Source organism: Priestia sp. YIM B13551, assembly GCF_042787905.1.
GTDB lineage: Bacteria > Bacillota > Bacilli > Bacillales > Bacillaceae_H > Priestia.
The window spans coordinates 47,248-73,461 of record NZ_JBHZOX010000001.1; the positions used below are offsets into that span (position 1 = coordinate 47,248).

Annotated in this window: 31 protein-coding genes; 20 read left to right on the forward strand and 11 right to left on the reverse strand. The window is 38.4% G+C overall.

The annotated features are described in order from the left end of the window. Window positions 1-8: 8 nt before the first annotated feature. Genes nikA through ACFX4N_RS00280 form a run of 5 tightly spaced genes read left to right on the forward strand, consistent with a single transcriptional unit; the run spans window position 9 to window position 4,862 of the window. Window positions 9-1,532, forward strand: a complete 1,524-nt coding sequence (gene nikA, locus ACFX4N_RS00260) for a nickel ABC transporter substrate-binding protein (RefSeq protein ID WP_057273402.1) — start codon at window positions 9-11, stop codon at window positions 1,530-1,532. Window positions 1,533-1,534: 2 nt separating this feature from the next. Beyond that, window positions 1,535-2,476 (forward strand): nickel ABC transporter permease, encoded by a 942-nt coding sequence (nikB, locus tag ACFX4N_RS00265; RefSeq protein ID WP_274589361.1) that lies wholly within the window; start codon window positions 1,535-1,537, stop codon window positions 2,474-2,476. After that, a complete protein-coding gene (gene nikC, locus ACFX4N_RS00270) occupies window positions 2,473-3,279 on the forward strand; it encodes a nickel transporter permease (protein WP_057273400.1) in 807 nt (268 codons plus the stop codon). Before nikB ends, nikC begins: the two co-directional genes overlap by 4 nt. 5 nt (window positions 3,280-3,284) lie before the next feature. Continuing rightward, window positions 3,285-4,082, forward strand: a complete 798-nt coding sequence (locus ACFX4N_RS00275; protein WP_053487392.1) for an ABC transporter ATP-binding protein — start codon at window positions 3,285-3,287, stop codon at window positions 4,080-4,082. Between the two features lie 9 nt (window positions 4,083-4,091). Next, a complete protein-coding gene (locus ACFX4N_RS00280) occupies window positions 4,092-4,862 on the forward strand; it encodes an ABC transporter ATP-binding protein (protein ID WP_013057527.1) in 771 nt (256 codons plus the stop codon). Window positions 4,863-4,927: 65 nt separating this feature from the next. Here the strand turns inward: ACFX4N_RS00280 and ACFX4N_RS00285 are convergent, their stop codons facing one another. After that, window positions 4,928-5,224, reverse strand: a complete 297-nt coding sequence (locus ACFX4N_RS00285) for a hypothetical protein (protein ID WP_013057526.1) — start codon at window positions 5,222-5,224, stop codon at window positions 4,928-4,930. A 254-nt stretch (window positions 5,225-5,478) separates the two neighbouring features. Here ACFX4N_RS00285 and ACFX4N_RS00290 point away from each other — a divergent pair, with 254 nt between their 5' ends. After that, window positions 5,479-5,874, forward strand: a complete 396-nt coding sequence (locus tag ACFX4N_RS00290) for a P-loop NTPase family protein (protein ID WP_013057525.1) — start codon at window positions 5,479-5,481, stop codon at window positions 5,872-5,874. A 39-nt stretch (window positions 5,875-5,913) separates the two neighbouring features. Here ACFX4N_RS00290 and ACFX4N_RS00295 read toward each other — a convergent pair whose 3' ends face one another. Next, a complete protein-coding gene (locus tag ACFX4N_RS00295; RefSeq protein ID WP_236658099.1) occupies window positions 5,914-7,233 on the reverse strand; it encodes a DUF2254 domain-containing protein in 1,320 nt (439 codons plus the stop codon). Between the two features lie 173 nt (window positions 7,234-7,406). Between ACFX4N_RS00295 and ACFX4N_RS00300 the strand changes: the two genes are divergently transcribed. Then, window positions 7,407-7,853 carry a DUF4385 domain-containing protein gene (locus ACFX4N_RS00300; protein WP_013057523.1) on the forward strand — a complete coding sequence of 149 codons (447 nt, stop codon included), beginning with the start codon at window positions 7,407-7,409 and terminating at the stop codon, window positions 7,851-7,853. Here ACFX4N_RS00300 and ACFX4N_RS00305 read toward each other — a convergent pair whose 3' ends face one another. Beyond that, complete coding sequence (locus tag ACFX4N_RS00305; RefSeq protein WP_013057522.1) at window positions 7,854-9,167, reverse strand: hemolysin family protein; 1,314 nt, start codon at window positions 9,165-9,167, stop codon at window positions 7,854-7,856. A 269-nt stretch (window positions 9,168-9,436) separates the two neighbouring features. On the opposite strand from ACFX4N_RS00305, the gene ACFX4N_RS00310 reads away from it, so the two are divergent. Then, window positions 9,437-11,470 carry a Na+/H+ antiporter gene (locus ACFX4N_RS00310; protein ID WP_013057521.1) on the forward strand — a complete coding sequence of 678 codons (2,034 nt, stop codon included), beginning with the start codon at window positions 9,437-9,439 and terminating at the stop codon, window positions 11,468-11,470. 60 nt (window positions 11,471-11,530) lie between these two features. On the opposite strand, the gene ACFX4N_RS00315 is transcribed toward ACFX4N_RS00310, so the two are convergent. Further along, the gene (locus ACFX4N_RS00315) at window positions 11,531-12,067 is read right to left on the reverse strand and encodes a histidine phosphatase family protein (protein ID WP_013057520.1); all 537 of its coding nucleotides are present in this window, start codon (window positions 12,065-12,067) and stop codon (window positions 11,531-11,533) included. A gap of 266 nt (window positions 12,068-12,333) precedes the next feature. On the opposite strand from ACFX4N_RS00315, the gene ACFX4N_RS00320 reads away from it, so the two are divergent. Then, window positions 12,334-13,212: a M23 family metallopeptidase gene (locus ACFX4N_RS00320; protein WP_377260611.1), complete on the forward strand. Its 879-nt coding sequence runs from the start codon at window positions 12,334-12,336 to the stop codon at window positions 13,210-13,212. A gap of 30 nt (window positions 13,213-13,242) precedes the next feature. Here ACFX4N_RS00320 and ACFX4N_RS00325 read toward each other — a convergent pair whose 3' ends face one another. After that, a complete protein-coding gene (locus tag ACFX4N_RS00325; RefSeq protein ID WP_013057518.1) occupies window positions 13,243-13,701 on the reverse strand; it encodes a hypothetical protein in 459 nt (152 codons plus the stop codon). Window positions 13,702-13,900: 199 nt separating this feature from the next. Between ACFX4N_RS00325 and ACFX4N_RS00330 the strand changes: the two genes are divergently transcribed. From ACFX4N_RS00330 to ACFX4N_RS00345, 4 genes are all read left to right on the forward strand, one after another. Beyond that, window positions 13,901-14,545 carry a GntR family transcriptional regulator gene (locus ACFX4N_RS00330; RefSeq protein WP_274589450.1) on the forward strand — a complete coding sequence of 215 codons (645 nt, stop codon included), beginning with the start codon at window positions 13,901-13,903 and terminating at the stop codon, window positions 14,543-14,545. A 78-nt stretch (window positions 14,546-14,623) separates the two neighbouring features. Continuing rightward, window positions 14,624-15,655 (forward strand): zinc-dependent alcohol dehydrogenase, encoded by a 1,032-nt coding sequence (locus tag ACFX4N_RS00335; RefSeq protein WP_301264438.1) that lies wholly within the window; start codon window positions 14,624-14,626, stop codon window positions 15,653-15,655. After that, window positions 15,652-16,413, forward strand: coding sequence for a glucose 1-dehydrogenase (locus tag ACFX4N_RS00340; RefSeq protein ID WP_013057515.1), 762 nt, complete (start codon window positions 15,652-15,654; stop codon window positions 16,411-16,413). Before ACFX4N_RS00335 ends, ACFX4N_RS00340 begins: the two co-directional genes overlap by 4 nt. A 62-nt stretch (window positions 16,414-16,475) precedes the next feature. Then, on the forward strand, window positions 16,476-16,835 hold the full coding sequence (locus tag ACFX4N_RS00345; protein ID WP_057273390.1) for a hypothetical protein: 360 nt from the start codon (window positions 16,476-16,478) through the stop codon (window positions 16,833-16,835). Between the two features lie 44 nt (window positions 16,836-16,879). Here ACFX4N_RS00345 and ACFX4N_RS00350 read toward each other — a convergent pair whose 3' ends face one another. Next, window positions 16,880-17,110: a hypothetical protein gene (locus ACFX4N_RS00350; protein WP_013057513.1), complete on the reverse strand. Its 231-nt coding sequence runs from the start codon at window positions 17,108-17,110 to the stop codon at window positions 16,880-16,882. A 264-nt stretch (window positions 17,111-17,374) separates the two neighbouring features. Between ACFX4N_RS00350 and ACFX4N_RS00355 the strand changes: the two genes are divergently transcribed. After that, a complete protein-coding gene (locus tag ACFX4N_RS00355; protein ID WP_029322402.1) occupies window positions 17,375-17,887 on the forward strand; it encodes a P-loop NTPase family protein in 513 nt (170 codons plus the stop codon). 78 nt (window positions 17,888-17,965) lie between these two features. On the opposite strand, the gene ACFX4N_RS00360 is transcribed toward ACFX4N_RS00355, so the two are convergent. Then, the gene (locus ACFX4N_RS00360) at window positions 17,966-18,637 is read right to left on the reverse strand and encodes a glyoxalase (protein WP_098196636.1); all 672 of its coding nucleotides are present in this window, start codon (window positions 18,635-18,637) and stop codon (window positions 17,966-17,968) included. A 39-nt stretch (window positions 18,638-18,676) separates the two neighbouring features. Beyond that, window positions 18,677-19,078: a hypothetical protein gene (locus ACFX4N_RS00365; protein ID WP_057273389.1), complete on the reverse strand. Its 402-nt coding sequence runs from the start codon at window positions 19,076-19,078 to the stop codon at window positions 18,677-18,679. Window positions 19,079-19,177: 99 nt separating this feature from the next. Here ACFX4N_RS00365 and ACFX4N_RS00370 point away from each other — a divergent pair, with 99 nt between their 5' ends. Further along, window positions 19,178-20,440 carry an MFS transporter gene (locus tag ACFX4N_RS00370; RefSeq protein ID WP_377260615.1) on the forward strand — a complete coding sequence of 421 codons (1,263 nt, stop codon included), beginning with the start codon at window positions 19,178-19,180 and terminating at the stop codon, window positions 20,438-20,440. Further along, window positions 20,437-20,889, forward strand: coding sequence for a GNAT family N-acetyltransferase (locus ACFX4N_RS00375; RefSeq protein ID WP_057273387.1), 453 nt, complete (start codon window positions 20,437-20,439; stop codon window positions 20,887-20,889). The genes ACFX4N_RS00370 and ACFX4N_RS00375 overlap by 4 nt, the downstream gene beginning before the upstream one ends. 109 nt (window positions 20,890-20,998) lie before the next feature. Here the strand turns inward: ACFX4N_RS00375 and ACFX4N_RS00380 are convergent, their stop codons facing one another. Beyond that, entirely contained in the window at window positions 20,999-21,910 is a 912-nt protein-coding gene (locus ACFX4N_RS00380) for a DMT family transporter (RefSeq protein ID WP_377260618.1), read from the reverse strand. A 167-nt stretch (window positions 21,911-22,077) separates the two neighbouring features. Continuing rightward, window positions 22,078-22,224 (reverse strand): hypothetical protein, encoded by a 147-nt coding sequence (locus tag ACFX4N_RS00385; protein WP_013057506.1) that lies wholly within the window; start codon window positions 22,222-22,224, stop codon window positions 22,078-22,080. A gap of 220 nt (window positions 22,225-22,444) precedes the next feature. On the opposite strand from ACFX4N_RS00385, the gene ACFX4N_RS00390 reads away from it, so the two are divergent. Further along, window positions 22,445-23,335 (forward strand): LysR family transcriptional regulator, encoded by an 891-nt coding sequence (locus tag ACFX4N_RS00390; RefSeq protein ID WP_053487387.1) that lies wholly within the window; start codon window positions 22,445-22,447, stop codon window positions 23,333-23,335. Window positions 23,336-23,419: 84 nt separating this feature from the next. Continuing rightward, the gene (locus ACFX4N_RS00395; protein WP_057273386.1) at window positions 23,420-24,592 is read left to right on the forward strand and encodes an iron-containing alcohol dehydrogenase; all 1,173 of its coding nucleotides are present in this window, start codon (window positions 23,420-23,422) and stop codon (window positions 24,590-24,592) included. A gap of 37 nt (window positions 24,593-24,629) precedes the next feature. On the opposite strand, the gene ACFX4N_RS00400 is transcribed toward ACFX4N_RS00395, so the two are convergent. Then, entirely contained in the window at window positions 24,630-24,962 is a 333-nt protein-coding gene (locus tag ACFX4N_RS00400; RefSeq protein WP_013057503.1) for a hypothetical protein, read from the reverse strand. Between the two features lie 197 nt (window positions 24,963-25,159). On the opposite strand from ACFX4N_RS00400, the gene ACFX4N_RS00405 reads away from it, so the two are divergent. Together ACFX4N_RS00405 and ACFX4N_RS00410 are read left to right on the forward strand one after the other, a co-directional pair. Next, on the forward strand, window positions 25,160-25,438 hold the full coding sequence (locus ACFX4N_RS00405; RefSeq protein WP_241749994.1) for a hypothetical protein: 279 nt from the start codon (window positions 25,160-25,162) through the stop codon (window positions 25,436-25,438). A gap of 3 nt (window positions 25,439-25,441) precedes the next feature. Beyond that, complete coding sequence (locus ACFX4N_RS00410; RefSeq protein ID WP_377260621.1) at window positions 25,442-26,197, forward strand: EAL domain-containing protein; 756 nt, start codon at window positions 25,442-25,444, stop codon at window positions 26,195-26,197. The last annotated feature ends 17 nt before the right edge of the window (window positions 26,198-26,214 follow it).

Sequence of the window (26,214 nt, forward strand, 5' to 3'; positions counted from 1 at the left end):
GGGTTTATATGAGAAAAAGGATAAGTCTGCTATGCTTAACGCTTGCTACGATAGGTATGCTAGCGGCATGTTCGGCTAACTCTGCGAGTACCGAAGAAAAGAGTGAAAAAAAATCACTTACTTTTGTATCGAATTTTCCAAGTGACACGCTCGATCCACAGTTGAATTATACAACTGTACGAGCCGGTATTGCCGAAACGTTAGTAAAAGTTGATGAGCAATTACAGATTGAACCATGGCTTTCAAAAAAGTGGAAAACAGAAGATGATGGAACGACCTGGGTATTTGAGATTAGAGACGGGATTACGTTTCAAAATGGCAAGGATCTGAATGCTGAAGCCGTGAAACATTCGTTAGAAAGAACGATAAAAGAAAGCGAAGCAATGAAAAGTGCACTTAAAATTAAAAAAATGAAAGCCAGTGGCCAAATCTTAACCATTACAACAACAGAGCCGCTTGCCACGCTGCCTTCTGAACTTGTTCATCCAAACACGGCAATTATTGATGTAGATGCTCCAGATACAAAAAGTAAACCCGTGGGAACAGGGCCATTTAAAGTAGCTTCGTTTAAACCGGATAATGAAATGAAAGTAAAAAAATATAAAGAATACTGGGGCGGGGAACCAAAATTGGATGAAGTTGTGTTAACATTTAATGATGATGAAAATGCACGAACGTCCGCTTTGCAATCAGGTGAAGCCGATATTGTGTACCGTCCGGCTATTGAAAGCTTAAACACATTAAAAAAAGATTCTTCTATTGTAGTAGATATACAGCCGAGCCTGAGAAATCAAATGCTTTTCTATAATTCAAGGCAAGAAGCGTTTAAAGATAAAAATGTGAGAAAAGCGTTTGATGTATTATTAAATCCAAAAGATGTTGTCGATACAGCGCTTGCAGGTCAAGGATCCCCGGCAAATGGTCCATTTTTAAAGAGTTTAGATTTTTCGAACGATCAAAAAACGAAAACCTATGGACCAAGTGAGGCTCAAAAATATTTAGAAAAAGCCGGTTATATACTCAAGGATGGAAAAGCAATAAAAAATGGAAAACAGCTTTCCTTTAAGCTTGTTACATATCCTTATCGTCCAGAACTGCCTTTAATGTCACAAATGCTTCAGTCAGAAGCAAAAAAGATTGGTGTAAAAATAGACATTCAACAAGTGGAAAATATGGACGAGTATATGACAACAAAAAATGATTGGGGAATCGTTACATATAGTCTAGTAACCGCGCCGCGAGGAGATGCAGGATATTTCTTTAATGCTCTTTACATGGAGGGAGGAGCATTTAATGTAGGTCATTTTCATGAACCAGCATTAACTTCCATTATTAATAAACTCAATAAAACAGTTGATCAACAACAGCGCAATAAGTTAGCAAGACAAGCCGGAGAAATAGTAGAAAAAGAAACGCTCCACTCTTCGATTGTTCATCCGAATAATTTTGTGGCCTATAGAGACAATGTGAAAAATTGGGTCACAACCAAAAGTGAATACTATGTGATAACAAAGGATTTAGATGTGAAGTAGATATGAAATTAATTAGTAAAAGAATAATAGAATTACTCATTTTTTTAGTTATCCTATCGTTTCTCAGCTTTGTTTTAATGAAGCTGGCTCCAGGAGATCCAGTTAAGCAAATGCTTCGCGCAGATGACGTGGCAGTTTCTGAGGAACAAATGAATAATTTGAGAACAGAGCTAGGATTTGATGAACCCATATATATTCAATATGTAAAGTGGCTGAAGCGCTTTTTTCAGTTTGATTTAGGGTCTTCGTATATGACAAAAGAGCCTGTCATCGATGAATTAGCCGAGAAGTTTCCGGCTACGCTGCGCTTGACGGCTGCATCTTTGGTTGTGATGCTGTTAATAGCTGTGCCACTCGGCACGCTGTCAGCACTGTATCCGAACAAGTGGATTGATTATCTCAGCAGAAGTATTTCCTTAATTGGAGCGTCTATTCCAAGCTTTTGGCTCGGCCTTTTGTTTATACAGCTGTTCTCTGTACGTCTTCAATGGCTTCCTTCAATGGGTACAGGCACAGCAGCCCATCTTGTGCTGCCTTCTTTAACACTTGGTTTTGCCATGTCCGCTGTGTACATGCGAATGGTTAGAGCTAGTCTGCTAGAAGGATTGAAACAAGATTTTGTACGATCCGCTCGAGCAAGAGGAATAAGTGAAAGTCGAATTTTTATTTTTCACGCGTTCCGGTATAGCTTAACGCCGCTTCTTACTATTTTAGGGACGAGCTTAGGCAGTTTGCTTGGAGGAACGGTCATTATTGAAGTCCTTTTTGCTTATCCTGGAATTGGAAAATTAGTTATTGATGCGATTATGAATCGTGATTATCCTGTCATTCAAGGGTATATTTTGTGGATGGGCCTGTTTGTTGTTTTAATTAATTCACTTGTAGATTTGAGCTACAAATATGTAAATCCCCAGCTCTATGTAAAGGGAGGGGATAAAAGGTGAAAAAAACTCAGCTTCCTTTTGTAGTGATAAGCGTGTGTGGTATTGTGCTTATTTTATTTTGTCTGTTTGGAAGTCAGCTAACACCAATGGATCCCACACAAGTCAATATGCAAGATCGGCTTCAAAAATCCACCGGTGATCACTGGTTAGGAACTGATCACTTAGGCAGAGATCTCTTTTCACGAATCGTAGCTGGAGCTCAGACCACAATTGGGACTAGTTTTCTTGTCTTAGCTCTTTCTCTTTTGATTGGAGTACCTGTTGGCTTAGTTTCAGCGTATATTGGAGGGAAAATAGACCGCTTTTTAATGAGAATTGTAGACGCTTTTTTAGCTTTTCCTGACTATATTGCAGCCATCGTCTTAAGCGGACTGTTAGGGCCTGGATTATTTAACTTAATTGCTGCGATGGTTATTGTAAAGTGGGTTGGTTATGCAAGGGTAGTGCGCAGTATTGTGCTTCAAGAAAAGTCAAAAGAATATGTGCTGGTCGCTAAATTAAACGGAGTGGGAACACTACCTTTAATCCTGCGCCACTTTCTTCCTCATGTTGGAGGACATATTCTTGTTCTTGCTACGCTGGATATAGGGAAAATTATTTTAATGATGGCTTCATTATCCTATATTGGACTAGGGACTCAGCCGCCTACTCCGGAATGGGGAACGATGCTAAATGAAGGCAGGGCCTACTTTTACAATGCTCCGCAGTTAATGTTGATACCAGGCGTGGCCATTATTTTATTTGTGCTGGCGTTTACAGCTTTAGGTGAATATATTCGAGGGAAATATCAAGTTAATCAGTAAAAGAGGTGATCGTCATCGTTTTAGAAGTAAAGCATCTAGCCATTCATAATAAAACAAAACAAATCGTAAAAGACGTTTCTTTTACAATCGAGCAAGGACAGTGGATGGCGCTCGTTGGAGAAAGCGGAAGCGGTAAAAGTATCACTGCTGCTTCGATAGGAGGACTGCTGCCTTCAGGTGTAACGCTTAAAGGAGGATCTATTATCTTTAAGCAGAAAGGAGAGGCGCCTATCCTTGGAAAAGATATTTCGTATATCTTTCAAGATTATCGAAGCGCCTTTACTCCTTTTTTAACAATTGGAAAGCAGTTTGATGAAACGATTCGTACACATAGTAAGCTTGCTAAAAAAGACAGGACTGCTGCCATTTTTCAGGCTCTAAAAGCTGTGAATTTACCTAATGAACGCGTGTATAAAAGCTATGCTTCTCAGCTGAGCGGAGGACAGCTTCAGCGAGCAGCGATTGCTTTAGCACTGGTGATGAAGCCTGCCTTGATTATTGCAGATGAACCAACCACGGCTTTAGATAGCGTGTCAGCAGCTGAAGTTCTTCAGCTGCTGCATAAGCTGAAAGAAGCAACAGGCTGTGCCATTTTGTTTATTACCCATGATTTGCGTCATGTGCGGAAATATGCAGACCGAGCAGCCATTATGTTAGCAGGAGAGATCGTGGAAGAAAACAGTATCGAATCTCTGTTTCACGCTCCGCATCACTTTTATACAAAAAAACTGTTTAACGCCATTCCTTCTTTACAGAAAACGCCTGATCGATTGTTAGATACGCAGAAAAAAGTGTTGATATAGGAGTGAGATATGAAAGAAAAAAGTATATTACGCGTCACGCAGCTGGTGAAACAGTATAAAGACGTTAAAGCGCTAAATAATGTTTCCCTGCATATCGATAAAGGAGAATGTGTAGGAATTGTCGGAGAAAGTGGAAGCGGCAAAAGTACGCTTGTAAAAAGTGTACTAAGGTTAACAGAAATTCAGCAGGGAGAAGTATGGTTTGCCGAGCAGCCTCTTCATAGGTTAAAAGGAAAAAAACTTCAGCAAGCTCGTCTAGGCATGCAAGTTGTATTTCAAAACCCTGCGGCTTCTTTTAATCCAAAAGTAAAAATCATCGATTCTTTGCTCGAGCCTTTGCGGCAGCAGCGAACCGTTCCTTCATTTTTGTCTCATGTGAGCAGAAACGAAAAAGAAATCGCTTTTTATTTGTTAGAAACAGTCGGGATTAGCGCAGAATATGCGTTGAATTATCCTCATGAACTCAGCGGTGGACAGCTTCAGCGTGTAGCGATTGCGCGTGCCATTAGCGTAGGTCCGTCTCTGGTGCTATTAGACGAACCAACAGCGAGTCTCGATGTTACGGTACAGGCAAAAATTTTAAATTTATTAAAAGATTTGCAGGAGACGTTTCAGCTATCTTATTTGTTTATTTCGCATGATTTAGCGGCAGTAAAATTTATGAGCAGTCGCATGATGGTTATGCAGCAAGGCGAGGTTATCGATCAATTTGACCGTGCAAAGCTATTTGATAAAAACAGGCATCCCTACACAAAAAAGCTTGTGCGTTTATTTGAATAGAGAGTAAAGCTCTTCGTTTAATATACTAAACGAAGAGCTTTTTTATAAATGAGAATGAGACAAAATCAGGGACGCGGCGGTGGAGTATGCATATGTATAAAATGATAGCCTGCTTGGCAAAGCATGACAAAACTAATGCTGAGTACAACGAGAGGAATTAGCTTGTTTTTTCCTCGTTCTTCATATAGTCCGGCTGCGCTTAAAAGGAAGCCAATAGCAGCTAAAGGAGGAGAGACGCGAAAGAATAAATCTGCAGCGGTAAACGCTTGGTTTGTATATTTATAATAAAAAAATAGACCTGTAATCAATAAAAATAGTCCAATCCAAAACAGCGTAAGTTTTCCAAAAAGGGTTTTAGGCACTGCGATTTCACTCCTTTTGTCAGTCAAGTACCATAAAATACTAGCATAAAACGCTCTAGTTTGCATTAGAGAAAAAGAACGTGAATTATACAATATGTGTAAAAAAACAGGTTTGAAGTAGGAGGAGATGAAGTATTCAAAGCGCTTCATGTAAAAAAATACATATCGTTGGGTCTGTTGGAAGTGGAAAAACAACTCTTGCCCGTTTATTATCCCATGAATTAAAAGTTCCTCACTATGAACTTGATAATATTATGTGGGAACGAACATATGAAGGAGATAAAAGAAGAAGTGAAGCGGATAGAAAAAAGTGTTTACATCATATTGCAGCTTCAAAAGAATGGATTATAGAAGGCGTACACTATACGTGGGTGAATGAAAGTTTTAATGAAGCTGACCTTATTATTTTTCTCGACATCCATTATCTAAAAAGAATAGGGTTTATTATAAAAAGGTATGTGCTGCAAAAAGCTAAAATAGAAAAAGCAAATTATGCACCGACGTTTTCTATTTTCATTAAAATGTTTCAGTGGAATGCGGATTTCGAAAAGCAAAGTAAACCTGAAATTTTGCATACCCTTCGTACGTCATATAACGATAAACTTATAATAGTGAAAAAGAGAGAAGAGATAGAGCACTTTATATCGTAAGAAAACGCCGCTCATCAACTGAGCGGCGTTTTTTGGTTTTTATTCTATCAACATAGAAGCGCCTTTTTTTTCACAAGCTTTTGCAAGGTTTTTGAGCAGCTGATTAAGAAACTCTTTGTCCATTTTAAGCCACTCTTCTTTTTGCAGCCCTTCTACGATATAGGAAGAAAAAACCCAGACGTCGTTTTTGATGGCAGAGCGATTTGTTTCAGCGATTACGGTTAATGCCTTAATGACAGCAGACATCACGGAAACATCTTCTTTTCCATAATGGCGAATTTGATAGAACGCTTTGTACAAATAATCCATAAAAGAAGGTTTTTCTAGCATCACTCGAATGCGTCCTGCTTCATCGCAATAATAAGGAGAAGAAGAATAGCTTTTTCCGAGTTTGATAAACACTTGCGTGAGCTGTTCAATGCAGTTAATAGCTGTTTCAGGATCATTAATAGCTGGTGAAATAGCTCTTAATGCAATTTCACTTAGCTTTTGAATACCTAATTTTACGTCTTGAATCGATTCTTGATCATTTGTAATAAACAAGCAATGAAGAAATTTTTCATGTTCTAACGTTTGGTTATGATTGATCACCGTTAACAGCGGCGTGTCTGCTTCTACATACTCACCGGGTGCTTTTTCGAGTTTAACAATGACATTTAGTTTGGATGCTAGTGTTGTTAAATGCTTTAGTTCGATATATTGAATATATCCTTGTTTGATACTTTTAATTTGAATCGTTTTTTTACTCCCAAAATCAAGATGTATTTCATTCTTTGATTCAGGGGTCTTTTGTTGTTCTAGCCGTCTCTCTTCAATAGTGATCATCGTTTTTTTTGCAATGTTTGAAATTAAATTTCCGACTTTAATCCAGTTGATGACGTGGTGAATCAAAAACACAAACATCCCTAAGCAAATGAATGCTACCACGATGGCTAATGAAGGAACAATAAAGGTATTACTGACTTGGTTGCTGCGAACTTGAATGAGCACTACAAGCACGTATACGTATCCACCGATAAAAGTGCCAAGCACGCGCTGAGTTTTGGCATCTGTATTAAAATTTTGAATCGTTCTAGGAGAAAACTGACCTACAAACGTAGTCAGTACCACTAAAACAGAAGAAAAGGTAATCGTCGTCATCGTTAATAAGGAATTTGATACTGAACTCAAAATAGTATGAGCAAGCTCTTTATCCGTTAGAAACACGGAAGGAACTAATTTTAACCATTGTTTATGAGCTGTTAAATATCGATCTAAAAATGTACTAATAGTGGCTAAAACAAAAGCAACAATTCCATATAAAGAAGGAGTGATCCAAAAATTAGCTTTTATTCGGTTTTGCTGTAGCTTTATTGACATAACGAAATCTCCCGTATCATGATTTAATAAGTTCGGCCTTCTTTTAGCATGGAGAAAAAAGTTAGTCATACTTATCCACCTATTATTACCCGCATCTGCATGTGAAAAACTTCTTTAAGAAAAGTTTTATCATTCATTTGTAAGGGGTAGAGATCAAAAAGGAGGGGAGAGCCGTGGCATTTGATTATTCACTTGACTTTGAGCATATCGATTTTAGAAAACATCCTGAAAAGTATAGAGTAGGAAAAGGAGAACAAGGAGTTCTCCTTGTTGAGCCATACAAAAGTGAAATTCTTCCTCATTGGCGTTTTCGAACACCTGAAATTGCTGAGGAATCCGCGGACGCCATTTATCAGCTTTTTTTAACCTACAAAGAAAAAAGCGATTTTGTTGGAATGGACATGGCCCGGAAATTTCTCCAAATGGGATACACGCGATCCAGGCGCTACGCGAACTACAAAGGCGGAAAGAAATACAGCAAAGACGGAGAGCGTAATGAACGGCAAATTGATGAACAAAAAGCAGAATCGGCGGCTATTTTTATGAAAAAATGGAAGGAGGTACGAGAGAATAAAGAGTACTTGACATTTAAAAAAGAGCATCAAAAAAAGTACGGATAATCAGCTGTTATCCGTACTTTTTTCCTTTGTTATTTCGATTCGTTTAATATGGTGATGTTCAATATCAATGACTTTAAATGAAAAACTTTCGTTTGTGATGCTGTCACCTTTAGCAAGATCAAACTTTTCGGTCAGCATCCAGCCGCCAATGGTATCAACGTCTTCTTGTTCAATATTTGTTCCGAGTAAATCGTTTACTTCTTCAATCAACACCTTCGCATCAAGTACGTAGTGATTTTCATTAATTTTGTGTACGTCCGGTATTTCATCATCATCAAATTCATCACGAATTTCACCAACAATTTCTTCTAAAATGTCTTCTACCGTTACAAGCCCTGTTGTTCCTCCGTACTCGTCTATTAAGATGGCCATGTGAATTCTGTCTTTTTGAATTTTAAGCAATAAGTCGTAAATGGCGATGGAATCAATGACTTGAATGATGGGTTTCATATACGTTTGCACGGTACGTGGTTTAATATCATCTTCTTTTATGTAATCCGCTAATATTTCTTTAATATTAACTAATCCCACCACTTGATCTTTGTTTCCATCTACAACTACTGGATAGCGAGTATATTGCTCTACTCTAGCCATTTTTAAGAATTCTTCTATCGTTTCCTCTGCTGATACGCTAACAATTTCCGTACGAGGCACCATGATTTCTTTAGCCGTACGATTATCAAATTCAAAAATATTATTCATGAACTTAAATTCCGATTGATTAATTTCACCGCTCTCATAGCTTTCAGATAAAATAATTCTAAGCTCTTCTTCACTATGAGCTACTTCATTTTCAGAAGCTGGCTTCAGGCCGAATAATCCGACAACGCCTCTTGCTGAGTGGTTTAAAAGCCAAATAAACGGATAAAGTAACTTAGAAAAAAGAATAAGAGGACGGGAAAATAACAGCGTCACTTGTTCGGCTTTTTGAATCGCCACTGTTTTGGGCGCAAGTTCTCCAGCTACCACATTTAAAAATGTGACAATCGAAAAAGCAAGAACAAAAGATATAACATGCGAAAGTGATGTAGCAAAAGGAAGCATGTCAATAAGCGGCTCTAATAAATGACCTACCGTAGGTTCACCTATCCAGCCTAGACCCAGTGCGGTAACCGTAATGCCCAGCTGTGTGGCTGAAAGATAACCATCCAAATTTGATACTACTTTTTTTGCTGCTAAAGCGTTCCGGTTTCCTTCTTCAATTAACTGGTCGATTCTAGTCGACCGTACCCTAATGACGGCAAATTCCGTTGCAACAAAAAAGGCTGTTAATATGATTAATACGATGAATAAAATGACATTTACTGTTTCCAAATTTATCTCCTTACCCCGTTGAAACGGATAAGGGAACACCTCCCTTATAAAAGTTTGCTGAGCTGATTTATATGGTAAATAAAGAATATCATGTATACTGTTCCCTTAATGTCCGTAGAAATAAACTTACCGAAAAGAAAGAGCACTTTTTAATAACCCGCAACATTTTTTGGCAGAAAAAGCGTAAACTAAACACTATAAAATGAATGAAAAGAGATAACGTGATACCTTTAAAAGGATGTAAATAGAAGTAGGAGTCGATTGTTTTTATGGAATTTTTTCTGACGATATTAGTCTTATTGGCTTTGATTGGTCTATCTAATATCATTAATCATTTTGTACCATTTATTCCTGTTCCATTAGTTCAAATAGCTTTGGGAGCAGGGCTTGCTATCTTGCCATTTGGCGGAGATGTACATTTAGAGCCTGAGTTATTTTTTATTTTATTTATTGCCCCGCTATTATTTAATGATGGGAAAAACGTGTCAAGAGCTGCTCTTTGGAAGCTTCGTACACCTATTTTATTACTAGCGCTGGGACTGGTTTTTGTAACGGTGGCAGTAGGGGGATATCTAATCAATTGGCTCATCCCTTCCATTCCGTTACCGGCGGCATTTGCACTAGCCGCTATTTTGTCCCCAACAGATGTAGTGGCTGTGGGAGCTATGGCGAGCCGAGTAAAGCTGCCTAAGCGAATTATGCATTTGCTGGAAGGCGAAGGGCTGATGAATGATGCCTCTGGTCTTGTAGCGTTTCAAGTAGCAGTAGCTGCTACCGTGACGGGCGTCTTTTCGATAGTAGATGCTACATTTCAGTTCCTTTTGGTAGCGCTGGGCGGTTTGTTTGTAGGAACATTTATCGCTTTTCTGATTATCAGACTGCGTGTACTTGTTCGACGTTTAGGAATGGAAGATATTACGATTCATATGTTAATACAAATTCTAACTCCATTTGTTATCTTCTACATTGCTGAACATTTTCATTTATCAGGAATCTTGGCAGTTGTAGCAGGCGGCATTGTGCATGCGATTGAGCGCGACCGAGAGGAATCACCTAACCAGCAGCTTAAAGTAGTATCAAAAAGTACTTGGACGGTTATTTTATATTTGTTAAATGGCTTGGTGTTTGTACTGCTTGGTCTGCAAATACCTAAAGTGGCGAAAGCAATTATTCAAGATCCAAACTTTAATAATGGACAAGTGCTTTTTTATATTTTGATTATTACTGTCTTTTTGCTTGTACTACGATTTATTTGGGTGATGGTGTCATGGTCAGTAGGCTGGTATTACAAAAATAACAAGCATCTAAAACCTGAGCCTCGGTCTATTGGCATCATTACGGTTTCAGGTGTACGAGGAGCTGTTACGTTAGCCGGAGCGTTTTCGATTCCATATACGCTTGATAACGGCAGTGATTTTCCGGAACGCTCTCTGATTATTTTTCTAGCAGCAGGCGTTATATTGTTAACCTTAGTTGCGGCAAGTATTCTTTTACCTGTTATTGCGAAAACAGAAAAGGCGCCGAAGAAGCCTGAGCGCAATACAAAAGAGGTTAAAGCACGCATTAAAGTGCACAAAGCTGCTATTCAACGGTTAAAAAGAGAAATGACCGAGGAAAATCGTGGAGCAGCCCTTTCGTTAATTTCAACGTATAATACAACGATTAATAACATCATCGTTAAAACTCATCCTTTAGAAGTCTCTGAAAACAAACAGTATGAAGAAGAAATTCGATTGCTGGCTCTTCAGGCCAAGGGGAAATTGGTGGAAAAGCTATTAAAAGAGGAAAAAATAGACCGTGAGACAGCGTATATTTGTTTGGAACATACACACAAGCTTGAAATGGCTGTAACCAATCGTGTAAGGTACAAATTATTGGTGAGCTGGATGAGGTTTAAAAAAGTTTTATTATTACTAGTCCGAATTTTTTCACCGAATAAGCAGGCGTTAAGAAAACAAAGCTTGCGAAGAAGAAGCAAAGTGAACAAAGTACGTATTCAAATGATTGAAGAAGCGATAAAGGTCATTAAAGAAAATATGAACGAAGAAAATCGAATGATTTCACTTGCTATTATTAGTGAATACCATAGATCCATGGCAAGACTTAGAAAAGAGAGTACGGAGTACAATTCACGCAAACGTAAAAAAGCAACGAGAGATTTATGTTATAAAGCGTTTCATACTGAGCGGGAAACGGTGCAAGAGCTTTATGAAAAAGGAGAAATTACGCGTGAAATCGCTCATAATATCCGAAAAGATATCGCTTTGCGTGAAGCATTAACAATTGAAGAAAATGGTTATTAAAAAGTCGCAGGGACTGATCTCTGCGACTTTTTTAGGAATGTTTTTCCAGTAAGCTTCATTCTATTGCTTTTCAAAAAGATAAAGCTTTCCGTTAACAGCAATATCAAACCGAGGCCCTTTAAAACCACGTTTTATAAGTTCTTTACGCATAAACTTCATAATGCCTCCGTGGCTGACAATCAGCAAATCGTCTTCTGACTCGGAAATGGCGCGATCTAGCACTGCTGCTACTTTTCTCTTAGTCTCGGCCATATCTTTACGAGCTTGTTTGTTGATAAGTCCGGATATGCGAAACAGTAAGGCCCAGAGGATAAAAGGAAGTTTAAATTTTAATGGAATAATAGGCATAGGTATTTCTCTAAGTTCCGGAAGAAGAGTGATCTCTTGTTTATAAATATGCTTTGCCGTTTTGTGTGCTCGCGGCATATCGCTTGAAAAACAGCGTTTCCATTCGATATTATTCAAATCAGTCTCTCCATACGTAATATCTGATTCATCATATTCCTGAAACCAAGCCACTAGTTCATTGGTGGATAAGCGGTGGTTTTCTGGAAGCCCTTTGTTTACTTTGTAATGACGTACTAATGCTACTTTCATTGTGAACTCTCCTTAAAATCTAAGCGCCAAAAACACTTACTCGGCGCAGCTTGATTTTCTTATTTAACGTTATTTTCATCATGCTGCACCTCCTTTCAAATATTTGTAAAATAAGTATAAAATGGATTGAGAAAATTGTAAATACGGCATAGAAGAAGATTTTGAGATAGAATAACTGGAAAATGAAACCTTTTCACAACATAAAACGTATTACTTATAGATAATTCAAACAAATTGAAATACATATAAAAGGGTGGATTACAATGATGGATACAGAGAGAAAAGTGAACATCAGAGAAGAGTTTGGAACTTTATTTGCACAAGGGGATTTTAAGAAGCTTTATGATTGTGTAAGCGAAGAATTTAAACATCAAGTTTCGCTTCAGCAATTTTTGGAGCAGAGCAAATTGTTTAATGAAGAAGAACAGTTCTACAGACTAGAAACAAATCTCTATTTAACTCCTCAAATTGAGCAGTTTATTTGGTTAAATTCTACGCAGACAAAAACCATCAGCGTTATGTTTGATGAACATAACATTATACAAGCACTTGTGATTGCTCCTATAGAATCATTTTCAGAGAGAGATCGATGGAGTACAAACAAATATACGATGCCGATTCAAAGTGAATGGTTTGTCTATTGGGGAGGAAAGCATGAGGTGTTGAACTATCACCATCCAGTCGAAAATGAAAGGTATGCGTATGATTTAGTCGTGCGAAAAGGAAAGCAAAGCTATAAAAATGATGGAATGAAAAACGAAGATTACTATGCCTATGGAAAAAAAGTTGTAGCTCCGCTAAAAGGAGTCGTCGTTTCAGCAGTTGATGGACAAGAAGATAATGAAATTGGGCACACGAATAAAAAAAGTCCTTTTGGAAATCACGTTATCATTGAGCATGAAGGAAAAGAATACAGTGTGATTGCACATTTGAAGAAAGGGTCGGTTTCTGTGAAAAAAGGAGACGTGGTTCGTAAAGGAACGCTGCTCGGAAGGTGTGGAAATTCCGGGAATTCGTCAGAGCCACACATTCATTTTCACGTCATGGATGCTTCTGACATCGAAACTTCAAAAAGTTTGCGAATTCAGTTTCATACGGCTGTTGAACCGATTCGCGGAGATACGGTTATTCCATTTTTCTATTGATTAAAAAGCCATAGCGTTTGCTGTGGCTTTTTATGCAGGGCTTTCCTCAAATATAAAGTCAAGCAGCCGTTGAAACAAGTAAAGGATAATGGCTACGGTAGTCATGACAAGGAAAAGCCCAAAATGACTGATATCATACAGATTATAAAGCCCAATTTTAGCGAGAAAAGGAACAATAACATAACCATGAATCAAATCCAAAATAATGTTAACAATTATGTACAAGATAAACCCGGGATATGTAAGGTAAAAGACAAAGATAGTAATCACAATATGAAGGCAATAAATCGTTGCTCCCATGCTAGTAAGAAAAAATACGTTTTCTTGAACCGTCCACCAGTGCATTTTTTCCGCTACTTGATAGGCGATTGTCATCATTAATGCAGCAAATAACCCTACAGTAAAAAATCGTTTAACACGCTGTTTATCAAGCAGTAGCAGTAAAAACCATGGAATAACAAGAATCCCCCATAATATAATTTGATTCATTCATCTTCCCACCTTTTATTTATCAGTAGTTCTTAGTGTAAGAAAGAATTGTAAAAATATACATTTTATAAAGAAAACGTTTACAATGAGGTTTCTTATCTATATACTAATTCTTGAATACTTGTATACAAGTTGGCTAAGGAAGTGATGACACATTAAAAAGGTAACCTACCCGGAAAGATGGCTTCGCGGAGCCTCCCTGGGAGAACAAGTTGTAAGCAAATTAAGAATTCAAATTATGAGCGGCGAGCTGAAGAAAGGAACCATACTATCGGAAAATCAGCTCTCGGCAGAGTTTGGAATGAGTCGATCTCCTATAAGAGAAGCGCTGCGGACTCTTTCAAACGAAGGACTCATTGATTTACAGCGAATGGGAGCAGTTGTTATTGGTTTAACAGCTAGGGATTTAAACGAGCTGTACGATGTTCGTCTGCTTTTAGAACATTTTGTCTTAGAACGTTTATCTGAAGTCAATCATGATTCGCTTATTAAGAAGCTGGAGCAAAGCATCGATCAAATGAACATGGCAGCTAAATACGATGACTATGTAGAGTTTGCTTATCAAGATTTGCGGTTTCATGAGCTCGTGATTATCGAAGCAGACCACAAGCGGATATTAAAATTGTGGGAAAGCATCCGTGAAATTATTTTAGCTGCTCTTTTAATTACCACTGAAAAAAGATTTCGAGATGATAAAAAAGCCGTGATGCCGCTGATTGAACAGCATCATGAAATGATTAAGGCATTAAAGTCTCAAAATATAGAACGTATTCAAGATGAAGTGAAGCGTCACTTTGAAGACACGCGAAATACGATAACAGCTTCACTTTTGAATGAAGCATAAAAAAGGGATAAAATCTCCAAATGATTTTGGAGATTTTTATCTTCAAGTTGTCGACAAGTATACAAAGGGGATGGAGAAATGAAAGCAGGTGTCTACGTTTCAGAAACAAAAGCCGTTATGCAGCAAAAAGCGAAACCGGTCATAAAAGAAGGAGAAGCGCTTGTAAAGGTATCTCATGCTGGAATTTGCGGAACGGATATGATGATTTATTTTGGAAAACACCCTAGAGCACAAGCGCCACTTATTATGGGACATGAATTCAGCGGAGTTATAGAAGAGATCCGAGGGGAAACGGAATTTTCTTTAGGTGACCGCGTAGCAGTTGAGCCTACGCTTAGCTGCAGAACTTGCGAAGCCTGTGTAAGAGGACAGTTTCACGTTTGTAAGAAGTTAAGACTAATCGGTATTGATCAAGATGGAGGCTTCGCGCAGTACGTGGCTGTTCCAGTGAACCGCCTTCACCTCTTGCCAGAGAAACTGTCCAGCGCGCATGCAGCTCTTGCAGAGCCTGTAGCGGTTGCCGTACATACAGTGCGACGCTCGCGGTTGAAAGTAGGAGACCAAGCTGTCATTTTAGGAGCAGGACCTATCGGGCTGCTGATAGCCATGATTGCGAAACGAGCAGGAGCAAAAAAAGTAATGATTTCAGATATTAGTTCTTATCGCTTAACTAAAGCGAAAGAACTTGGCTTTATACCAATTGATGCAATGAAAAAAGACGTCGTAAAAGAAGTGCGTTTGCTTACGAATGACGTCGGTGCAGACGTTGTATTTGAAGTAGCTGGAAATCAAATTACAGCAAAACAAATGGTTGAAACAAGCCGTATTCAGGGAGAGATTGTGGTGGTGAGCGTATACAAAAAAGCTCCAGAAGTAGATTTAGCAGTGATGCACTTTAAAGAAATTTCATTAACTACAACGAGATGTTATACAAAGGAAGATTTTCAGACGGCTATTGATTTACTGGCAAGCGGTGAAATAGCAGCAGATTCTTTAATTTCTCATAAGCTGCCGCTTGAAGATATTCAAGCGGGGTTTGAGTTTATGCAGCGGCCTGATGAATCACTTAAGGTTTTATTTGTACCAAACGGAGAGGAGAATGAACAATGACAGTAGATTTATTTTCTTTAGATGGTAAAGTAGCAGCGATTACGGGGGCAACAAGAGGAATTGGAAGGTCAATGGCGATTGCTTTGGCAGAAGCAGGTTCGGATATCGCTCTGCTGCAGCGATCAAAGGAGTTTCTTGGAGTAAAAGAAGAAATTGAACGTCTCGGAAGAAAATGTTTTATTGTTAATTGTGATCTAGAAAATGCTTCTGAAGTAAGCGAAGCGATCTCATCGGTTGTTGCTTATTTTGGCAAGCTCGATATTTTGGTGAACAATGCGGGCATTCAAAGACGTTCACCCGCTGTAGACTTTGCAGAAGAAGATTGGGATGCTGTTATGAATGTTAATTTAAAAACCGTATGGTTGTTATGTCAGCAGGCGGGCCGACAAATGCTTAAACAAGGAAGCGGAAAAATCATTAATATGGCATCTTTGCTTTCTTACCAAGGAGGTATTACCGTTCCGGCCTATGCTGCAGCAAAAGGAGGAGTTGCTCAGCTTACAAAGGCTTTATCTAATGAATGGGCAGCAAAAGGCGTAAATGTTAATGGAATTGTACCAGGGTATATTGCTACTGATATGAATGAAGCGCTTATTAACGATGAAACGCGCAGCAGACAAATCATTGAACGTATTCCCGCAGGCAGATGGGGGCAAGCAAATGATTTTAAAGGAGCGGTTGTCTTTTTAGCATCTGATGCATCTGCTTATATTCATGGGCACTTACTTGCTGTAGACGGAGGCTGGCTAGGAAGATAACGCATGAATGAACGAATTTTTTCATATCATGAACAAACTTAATTAAAAGGAGCGTTCGTGGTATGAAAAGGTGGATGTTAAATGTGGGTATTGTTGTCACAGTGCTTATAACTGCTTGGGCGGTGTATACAAAGCCTGAAGAGAAAGAAGTTTCGCTATTTTCTTACGATCAGCCTTCTATAGTTGTTCAAAAAGAAAGCACAGACTTTGAAAAAGCGTTAAAAGCTTTTTTGACGCAGCATGGCTTTCAAGAAGTTAGGGTGCTGAACAACTATGCGGAAGCTCAAGTTCTGGTTCTTCTGCCCCGCGAACACCTTTCTTCCCATAAGAAAAGAGAAATTCAGCAGATGGTAAATCAACTTGCCAAACAGTATCACGTTAATCCTAATGTAGTTAATGTTCAGTTATATGAAAAAAAGTAAAAAGCCTTTTAGAAAGGGGAATCCCCCTCGATAAAAGGCTTTTATTACTCTTTTTTCTTCTCTTGTTCAGCGAGCTCTTCTTGTCTTTTAAAATGTGATTTTCCTAACGCATACACAAAACTAAAAAACAAAGGAAGTAAAATAGTCAGCAGCACAAGGCGGGTAAGCATATCGCCCAAATCATTTCTCGTTAAGTAAATATTAATAGCTGCAATGACAATATAAATAAAAATACCGAGGTTTCGTAAAAATCTCTTTAGCATAGATGCATTCATTTTTTTTCACCTTACTTTTATATACTCACATTTAAGGTAAAGGAAACGATTCATAAAAGCAACCTATTTACTACAAAGCAAGAAGGAATATAGGAATTTATAATGAATATTTATAGGTTGCCTGAAAATCATGGGAATAAAAATCCTAACATGCAACCGTTTTATAAAGCTGCCCGCTCCGAGTACACTGAGTGCACTGAGTCAGCTATAAACAGCTGCCTTCTCTTCAATCAGCTTTATTTCTTAAAAAGGTAAGGTGATGAGATGAAAAGAGTACTGGTAATGGGCGTTTCTCCAGGAGTAGGAAAGTCTACATTTGCCAAGAAATTAGGGGAAAAGCTTGATCTAGAAGTATATCATTTAGACAGTCTGTATTGGCAGCCTGGCTGGACGGAAAGAGACAATGATAGCTTTAGAGAATTGCAGGAGCACATTGTAAAAAAAGACAGCTGGATTATCGACGGGAACTACAGCAATTCGTATGACCTGCGAGTGAAGCGTGCAGATACCATTATTTATTTAGAGCTGCCGCTAATCGTTTGTGTGTACCGAGTAATAAAGCGGAGAATCGTATATGCAAGAAAAACGCGTGAAGATATGGCAAAAGGATGTCCTGAAAAAGTAGATTGGTCATTTTTTACGTTTATTCTTACTACGTATCGAGAGCGGCAAAAAAAGATGAGAAACCGGTTTAAAAAGCTTAAAAATGATGAGGATTGCAAGGTTTTTATGCTGATGAACAGAAAGGACATCGAGAACTATATACAAAACCTATAGGGGGAGTATGAGGTGAATTTTGAACAAAAATAGCCACGTAAGAAGTTCGCTTGTTACGTGGCTTTATTAAAAAAACAATCATTCTTGCGTAATATTCAACATTCCTTTTTCATCGAGCGCAACTGTTAGAGAATGATTGACCTTTGCCATTAATGGATGAACTTCAGAGTCGCGGTTCGAAAAAAACCACCGCCTTTTAGGCGTACCTACAAGAAAAAACGCACTGCCGCTTCCTAAAAAATTAAAGGTCTCGTTTAATAGCCTGTTGTTGCGCACGGTGATACCGGAGTTAATAAGCTGTGTCCCTACAAAGTGGACATGAGGAGTTGTCAAGTTGATTTCTCCTATGCTTAAAAGCGACTTAGAAGAAAAGGGGTCCTTGGATGGCGGGCAGTCCGAATGTCTTGAAATGTATTCAACAATATTATGAGCAGGGTCTTCAAAATAAAACGAATGAGCATCAAATGCCTCAAAATAAATCTCATCTTTCTTCTCTTCTGTATTGAGGAAGACTCTCTGAGTAGCCCATTGCTTTGCTTCCATAAAGCGGTTTGCTGGAATATTAAAAGCAAAATGGTAAAAGGGCTTCGTATGTAGAGAACTTTCTTTAAAGGTTAGCTCACTTTCACCAACCTTGATGGAAAAAGAACGCGGTGAAGCGGCGGTTAATGGAAAATCGAGAGAATTTACATAAAAATCCTTCATTGTGTCCAATAAGTGGGTGTACAGGACAGCTTGATTAATAATCATAAACCATTCCTCCTCGTTTAAGCGTTGTCTAAAATGGTATTACACAAATCTTTCGCTCTCTTTTTGATTACTGCTTTTCCAGCGAAGCTGAAAAGAGCCTTTATGCTCGGAGCCTACAAAATTAATACGATATCTCCTCGTTTTTTCAGGTGTTAAATAAAGAGAGTTATTAGTCATTTCGAAAAATCGTGTCTGTTTTGGATCTTCTACGTACAGGGACAGGTCTCCGCTTTTGGTGTTTTTAGATAGCGTAAAAGCGTAGGTTACGCCTTTTTTGAGTTTAATGCTCCGGGAGTAGCGGCCCGTAAAGCTGTCGTATTCTCCAAAGAAAACCTCACTTCGTTCCTTTTTTATTTTGCCTCCTACAATTTGATTTTCCTGACCGTTAAAGTTAATAAGTAAAAAAGCGATAAGAACAATAAGAAAACTATATTTAAACATAAAAACCTCCATCTACTAAATTATAGATAGTTTTGGATTTCGTCAAATAGTGTTATAGTTTAAAAGGGAAAAATTAACAAAAATGAATTATCTTTTTGCATGTTACGTCTAACAGAAAGGAGAAAAGAATTGACTCAGCGTTTTTATCTTTTAGCAGCAAGTCAAGTAACCGCAAATGTAGGTTTTGTTCTTTATACAATGGCCGTCACTTCCTATATAAAGGAAAACACCGGTTCAACAGCTCTTGCGTCGATGATTACGATGACGAGCTTACTTGCACGGCTCCTTAGCGGCCTTAGCGTACCTTTACTAGCCGATACGTATAAATCCATTCACATTATGCGGTCTGTTCAAGTGATGCAGATAGGGATGCTTGTTGGATTGTATGTGCTGCTTACACAAGAATTTACAGTCACAGTACTAACGATGGGTTTTATCATTGTTGGAATCATTTCTTTTTTTAACGGCTTTTTTTTCATTTTTAAAACGTCAGTTGTACGCAGCTTAGTAAATGATAGTCAAAGAATGCAGGCGAATAGCTTGCTTTCAACAATTGATCAAACTTTTCTGTTTGCAGGGTGGTCGCTTGGTGGTTTCGTTTTGTCCTTAACGGGATCCACTCAGTCTCTATTTATAACGGCAGGTCTTCTATCGCTCTCATTTGTTTGCTTACTGTTTATAAAAGAAGCCTATATATACAAACAAATACAAAAGCGAAGAACGGCAAAACTAATGGAAGGATGGCGCTTTTTATGGATACATAAACGCATCAGAGCCCTCGTTATAATGGACATCATCGAGTCGCTTTTTGGAACCATTTGGATTGGAGCTATTACTCTTTCTTTTGTAAAAGAAGTGCTTGGAAAAGGAGAAGCATGGTGGGGATATATAAACGGTGCGTATTATTTCGGAAGCATAGTCGGAGGAATTATTGTGTACCGAATGTCTTCTAGGGTAAAAGGAAGGCTTTTGCTTTCTATGTTCTTAGGCTCACTCGGTTATGCTGTTTTAACCGGTTTTTACGGTCTAGTAACAAACCCGTATCTAGCTTTAGTACTTTTGATAATGATGGGTCCTGCCTATCAGCTTCGAGACGTAGCTCAGGAAACCATTTATCAAAATACCTGCAGCAATGGGATGCTTCCTAAAGTAATAGCGGCAAAATCAACTCTTGTCCAGGCTGTGTTTATACTTTCCATCGCATTTGTCGGGACAGTAGCCGATCTGTTTGGGGTAAGGTTTGTATATCTATTTTCAAGCTTCATTTTGCTGATGACAGCTCTAACAGGCATGGCAGCATTAATGTATAACAAGCATTCTATCGAAACAAAATCACCTGCTGAACGGAGAGGTAATATATGAAGATCATCAAGCTAACGTACCTTGCGAAGCGTGATATAAAAGAGCTGCTAACGGAAAGCCAGGAGGAAGGCTTTTTCTTTCTTACAAAACTAGTAGCGGAGTATAAAAACAGGCAAAACGTATTTAACAAAACAGGCGAAAGATTGTGGGGAGTTTACGGTGAACAAAACAAATTAATTGGCGTAGCCGGCCTTAATCAAAATTCTTACAGCCAGTATGCTAACGCTGGAAGAGTAAGGAGGTTTTATGTTTCAGCTCAATTTCGCAGAAAGGGTATAGGCAAGCGACTTTTAAAAGAAGTCATTCACTATGCGGAGAATTCTTACGACAGCCTCGTTCTCTATGCAGATACGGACGAAGCGAAGTTATTTTATGAACGAAACGGTTTTAAACGCGTATACAATCAGCATAAAATCACTCATGAATATAAACTGAAAAATGTTCATTAATCAAACTATTGGATGTTTAATTCAATTAGGGCATTAAAATAGTATACCAATAACGCTCAGAAAAAATCTGAGCGTTATTAGCATGCATCAGTCGAACCCGTTACTCTTTTTAGTTTGCTTTTTTAAGTTTAAGAGCTGTTTTAGCAGCAGGGCTTTTTTTAACAATATACAAACCGCTAAAAATAATAAGTCCTCCAAGCAGCTGCATAGCATTGATGGTCTCTCCAATAGCTACAGCAGCAAAAACAACGGCGAACAAAGGAATAACATACATGTAAACCATTACTTTTGTAGAGCCAATTTTTCCAATTCCTACATACCACATCACCAGTCCGTACACCGTCACGAACAAAACAGAGTATGCCAGAGAGCTCCAGCTGCCTATATCTGTTGGCCAGATAAGTGTTTGATAGGTGAAAAGACAGTAGACAGTAAGCGGAATAGCTCCGATTAAAGCAGACCACGCAGTCACGCGCAAAGCAGAATATTTTACGACTAAAGGTTTTGCTAAAATCGGGTACCAGCCCCAAGAAATGGCTGCCACAATCCCCATGATGTTTCCGAACCATGCAAGCTGCGACAGTGCATGACTAGAGTGACCAAACAGCAGTACAAACGCAGCCCCGAAAAAAGCAAGCACAGAGCCTAGCTGTGTTTTTAACGAAAAAGCTTCATGCTTATATAATATAGCTAAGATTCCTGTGAAAATAGGAGACATCGAAATAAGTAAAGAAGCATTTGTAGCTGTTGTATACTTAACAGATACCATAAACAGCGTTTGATAGAGCGTAACGCCTACTATGCTGACCGCTATTAAACGTCCCCAGTCTTTTTTTTCGATACGAATGCCTCGCTCTATTATTCCTGTAATAAGTAAAAGAATAGGAGCAACCATTATAAAACGCAGTGTGCTAAATTGAATGGAAGACATATGAGCAACTCCAAATTTTCCGATTGTATAATTGGCTCCCCAAATTAACGCAACGGATAATAATATCCATTCCAGCCAGCCTTTTTTCATGTAATCACCTCGAATAAGTATAGAAACTAAATAAGTGCGAATATCCTTAGTTACAAAGTATACAGGAAGAAATTATGTAAAAGGCCAGCCAATTTAGCTATTTTTATCTCATCCACTTGTTTTTAATACAAACAAAAAAGCAGCTGCATTAGCTGCGTTCATGACTGTTATCCACATTGTTCTATCTCATCTAATCGCACAAGTTCGACTTTAAAAGCATGATCAATCGGTCGGATTTCACAGTATCCTGAATCATATACGTGAATCAGTACAAAGCGTTTTCCTTTATATAATACTTCTTTGTAGGCTGTCACGAGATACACCCTTTCTTTTCATAGGTTTGTTTTTCATTCTATGAACAAAAAACGGCGTAATTGCCTAATATAAAAAGAATTTTTAAGGTGGATAAAATTGCTTGGCAAAACGAGTTCGCTTATACTGTACTGTGATTCTATTTGCGTATAAGTTCTAATTACTAGAACAGCTTTAGCATATGGACAACGAAACAAAACAGCAGTACATAAGGAGCAGCATATGGATATTAACTATTTATATACATTCAAAGAAGTAGCGAAGTGGGGGAGCTATACACGAACGGGCGAGGAGTTAGGGTATGCTCAGTCAAGCGTTACCACTCATATAAAAAAATTAGAGGATCATTACGGTCAAAAACTATTTGAACGAACTGGACAAAAAATGAAGCTGACTCAGCCTGGTGAAGAATTGCTTTATTATGTGAATCAAGTAACCGAGTTATTAAATGAAGCAAAAGAGCGCCTTACTACGAACGAAGATGCTAGAGGAACCGTTTCAATAGGAACCGTGGAGTCGCTGGCCGCCTATTTTATTACACCGTATATTCGTGAATTAAAAAAGCAGCACCCTTCTCTAAAGATTATGCTAGAAGCGGGTTTATGTCCAAATTTAACACAAGGAATTATTGACGGAAAGTATGATGTAGCCGTTTTGCTTGATCGTCTTCAAACATCTTCAAGTTTAGAAGTGATTCCTATTCGAAAAGAAAACATGGTTATGATTGCTTCGTCTTCTCATTCTTTTAGTAAAAGAACCAGCGTTCTAATGGAAGAGTTTGAGGGAGAGACCATTATTTTAACTGAGAGCGGCTGCCCTTATCGCACGCTTTTAGAAGAGATGATGCGCAGCAGCGGTATTCATATGCAATCGGTCATCTCGTTTAGCAGTCTTGAAGCGATTAAACAGTGCGTAGCGGATAATTTAGGTATTGCTCTTGTACCGGAAATAGCGGTAAAACAAGAGATGGAAAGCGGAAAATTGATTAAAATCCCGTTTGACCACGAAGAGTTTTATCTTTATTCACAGCTCATATTCAAAAAGAAAAAGTGGCTGACGGCACCCATTCAACAATTTATTTCACTTGTTCAAGAAGGTTATCAAAAATATTGATAATAGATATAGAGAATCTTCAATAATGATGAAGTTGTTTTCGTGCTACACTTTTTATAAAATATGAAACTAGAGGTGTAGAACATGAATATATTTTTGCAGCACAATCCTACAAAATTATACTTTGGAAAAAATCAAATTACGAAGCTATCGCAAGAGCTTGCTTCTTATCATAAACAAGTAAACGTTCTGTTAGTATATGGAGGAGGAAGTATCAAACGAAATGGCGTATACGACGAAGTGAAAGCTGAACTTCAGTCTATTAACGCGGTTGTTCACGAGCTGTCTGGTGTAGAACCTAATCCTCGTTTGACTACGGTAGCTAAAGGCGTTGACATATGTAAAAAAGAAAACATTGATTTTCTCTTAGCCGTTGGGGGAGGAAGTGTAATCGATTGTACAAAAGCTATTGCAGCTGGAGCCGTGTATGAAGGAAATACATGGGATTTAATTACACGTAAAAAAGAGATTACAGATGCGCTTCCTTTTGGAACGGTATTAACACTTGCAGCAACAGGATCTGAAATGAATTCAACTTCTGTTATTACAAATTGGGAAACAAAAGAAAAGCTAGGTTGGACGTCTTCTCACGTATTTCCCGTCTTTTCTATCTTAGATCCGGCGTACACATTTTCAGTGCCGCGCGATCAAACCGTCTATGGAATTGTTGACAGTATGTCGCATGCGCTTGAACACTATTTTCATCGCACGGAAAATACGCCGATGATCGACGGCTTTATTGAATCTTTACTAAGAACGGCTGTACAAGAAGGTCCTAAGCTTCTTAAAGACCTGACTTCTTATAAGTATCGTGAAACGATGATGTATATCAGCACGACGGCGTTTAACGGAAGCTTAGCAAACGGAACGGACGGGGGAGACTGGGCTACTCATCGTATTGAACATGCTCTGTCGGCCGTATATGATATTCCCCACGGAGGCGGTCTTGCTATCTTGTTCCCTAACTGGCTGGAGCACGTTTTAAAAGAAGATCCTTCTCGTGTAAAACAATTGGCTGTAAACGTATTTGGCATTGATCCAGCGGGAAAAAGCGATGAAGAAACAGCAATGGAAGGAGCAAAAGCGCTTCGCACTTTCTGGAATGACTTAGGAGCCCCGAACAGCTTGCGTGACTATGATATTGATGATTCTGAATTTGATGCGATTGTTGAAAAGACCTTTGTAAAACCAGGTGTTGGAACTTATAAAGAGCTCGATTATGCAAGCGTTCGAGATATTCTAGAAAGATCCAAATAAAAAAGACGAGCTGCCTGCTCGTCTTTTTTATATGTACTCAATAATCCATTAGAAAATAAAGAAAAAGAAAAAAGCACAGCACGATGCATCCTGCTCCTACCGTTATTTCGGAAAATCCTTGAATAAACGTACTTTTAGGACTGCCTCCTTCATTTTGCAGCTGAAATACACGTTTTCTTTTGCGCTCATGTACGATTACCAACGAACCAAAAGCAACCGATAATAAGGTAAAGAGCGGCACCGCGATTAAAAACAGCTTAATAGAATACGTCCAGTACGATATGTACAGCATATAATACATTGCGCCAGTACTCAGGGCAAAGAATGTTAAAGAAAATACAAACCACTTAGTAAAAGGGTTTTTGCTCATGAATTGTTCACTTCCTTATATCAAGTTCTTCTATGATCTAGATAATAAAAGCCGTCTACCATTTTACCAAAACTTTTTAGTACGTTCTATTTTAAAGGGAAAATAGGGTTTGTAAATTTCTTAAAAGTGGTATAGTTCCTAGAACTATCCATGTGTACATACAACAAACTGATGATAAATGAGGGAGAAGATGAACTATGGGGTGCGACGCGTGTCTGCCAATTAGGACAGGATATACGGTTTCTTTTCAGAAATCAAACGATGTAAAGAAGTTGGAAAAATACTTTAAAGATATTTCTCAAAATCAATGGAAGACTCTTGGAGAAGATATGTTCTGGATGAAGGAACATATCTTTTGGGGTTTTACGGATTATGTTCATCAGCATTTAGACCCTCGGCACGTGTGGGCTGTAGAAGCCAAGCAGCGGAGCCCGTTTGAAAACCTGCGGCGTATGGAGCCAATCACCGTTTTTTAAAAAATGAAAGATGCCTTGTGGATTGATGAGCTCATTGAAGACAAGCGAATTTGCTCATATTATCAGCCGATTGTATCGATTGATCACGAACGCGTGCATATCGTTGGCCACGAAATTTTATCAAGAGGATTAGAAGAAGACGGAAGTATTATACCGCCTTTTAAAATGTTTGAAGCTGCTCAAATAAGAAATAAAACCTTCGCTCTTGACCGAGCCTGCCGCTTAGAAGCTGTAAAAAATGCTAGTATTATTGATCGTCAGCTGATTTTTATTAACTTTATTCCTACAGCAATACATAATCCTGAGCATTGCTTGGCATCTACATTTGCGTTAATCCAAGAATTGAATATAAAACCCGAGCAAATAGTGTTTGAAGTGATTGAAACGGAGGATGTTCAAGATATTGAGCATTTAAAAAACATTTTGAATTATTATCGCTCCCACGGATTTAAATATGCTTTAGATGACGTAGGAGTTGGTTATAACACGCTGAATCGGCTTTTAGAAGTGGAGCCTGACATCGTGAAATTGGCATTTGAATTCACAAACGGAGTCAGTAAGAATGAGAAACAGAAAAAAGTGGCCCAAGAGATGTTAACTATCACCCATAGAATGGGGGCGAAGGCTCTTGCAGAAGGGGTAGAAACAGAAGAAGATTTAAAATGCCTGATAGAGATGGGCTATGATTTGTTTCAAGGGTATTATTTTGCAAAGCCTCATCCTGAACCGTTAAAAGAGATTCATTCTATTTACGTTTAGTAACAAAAAGCAGAAGA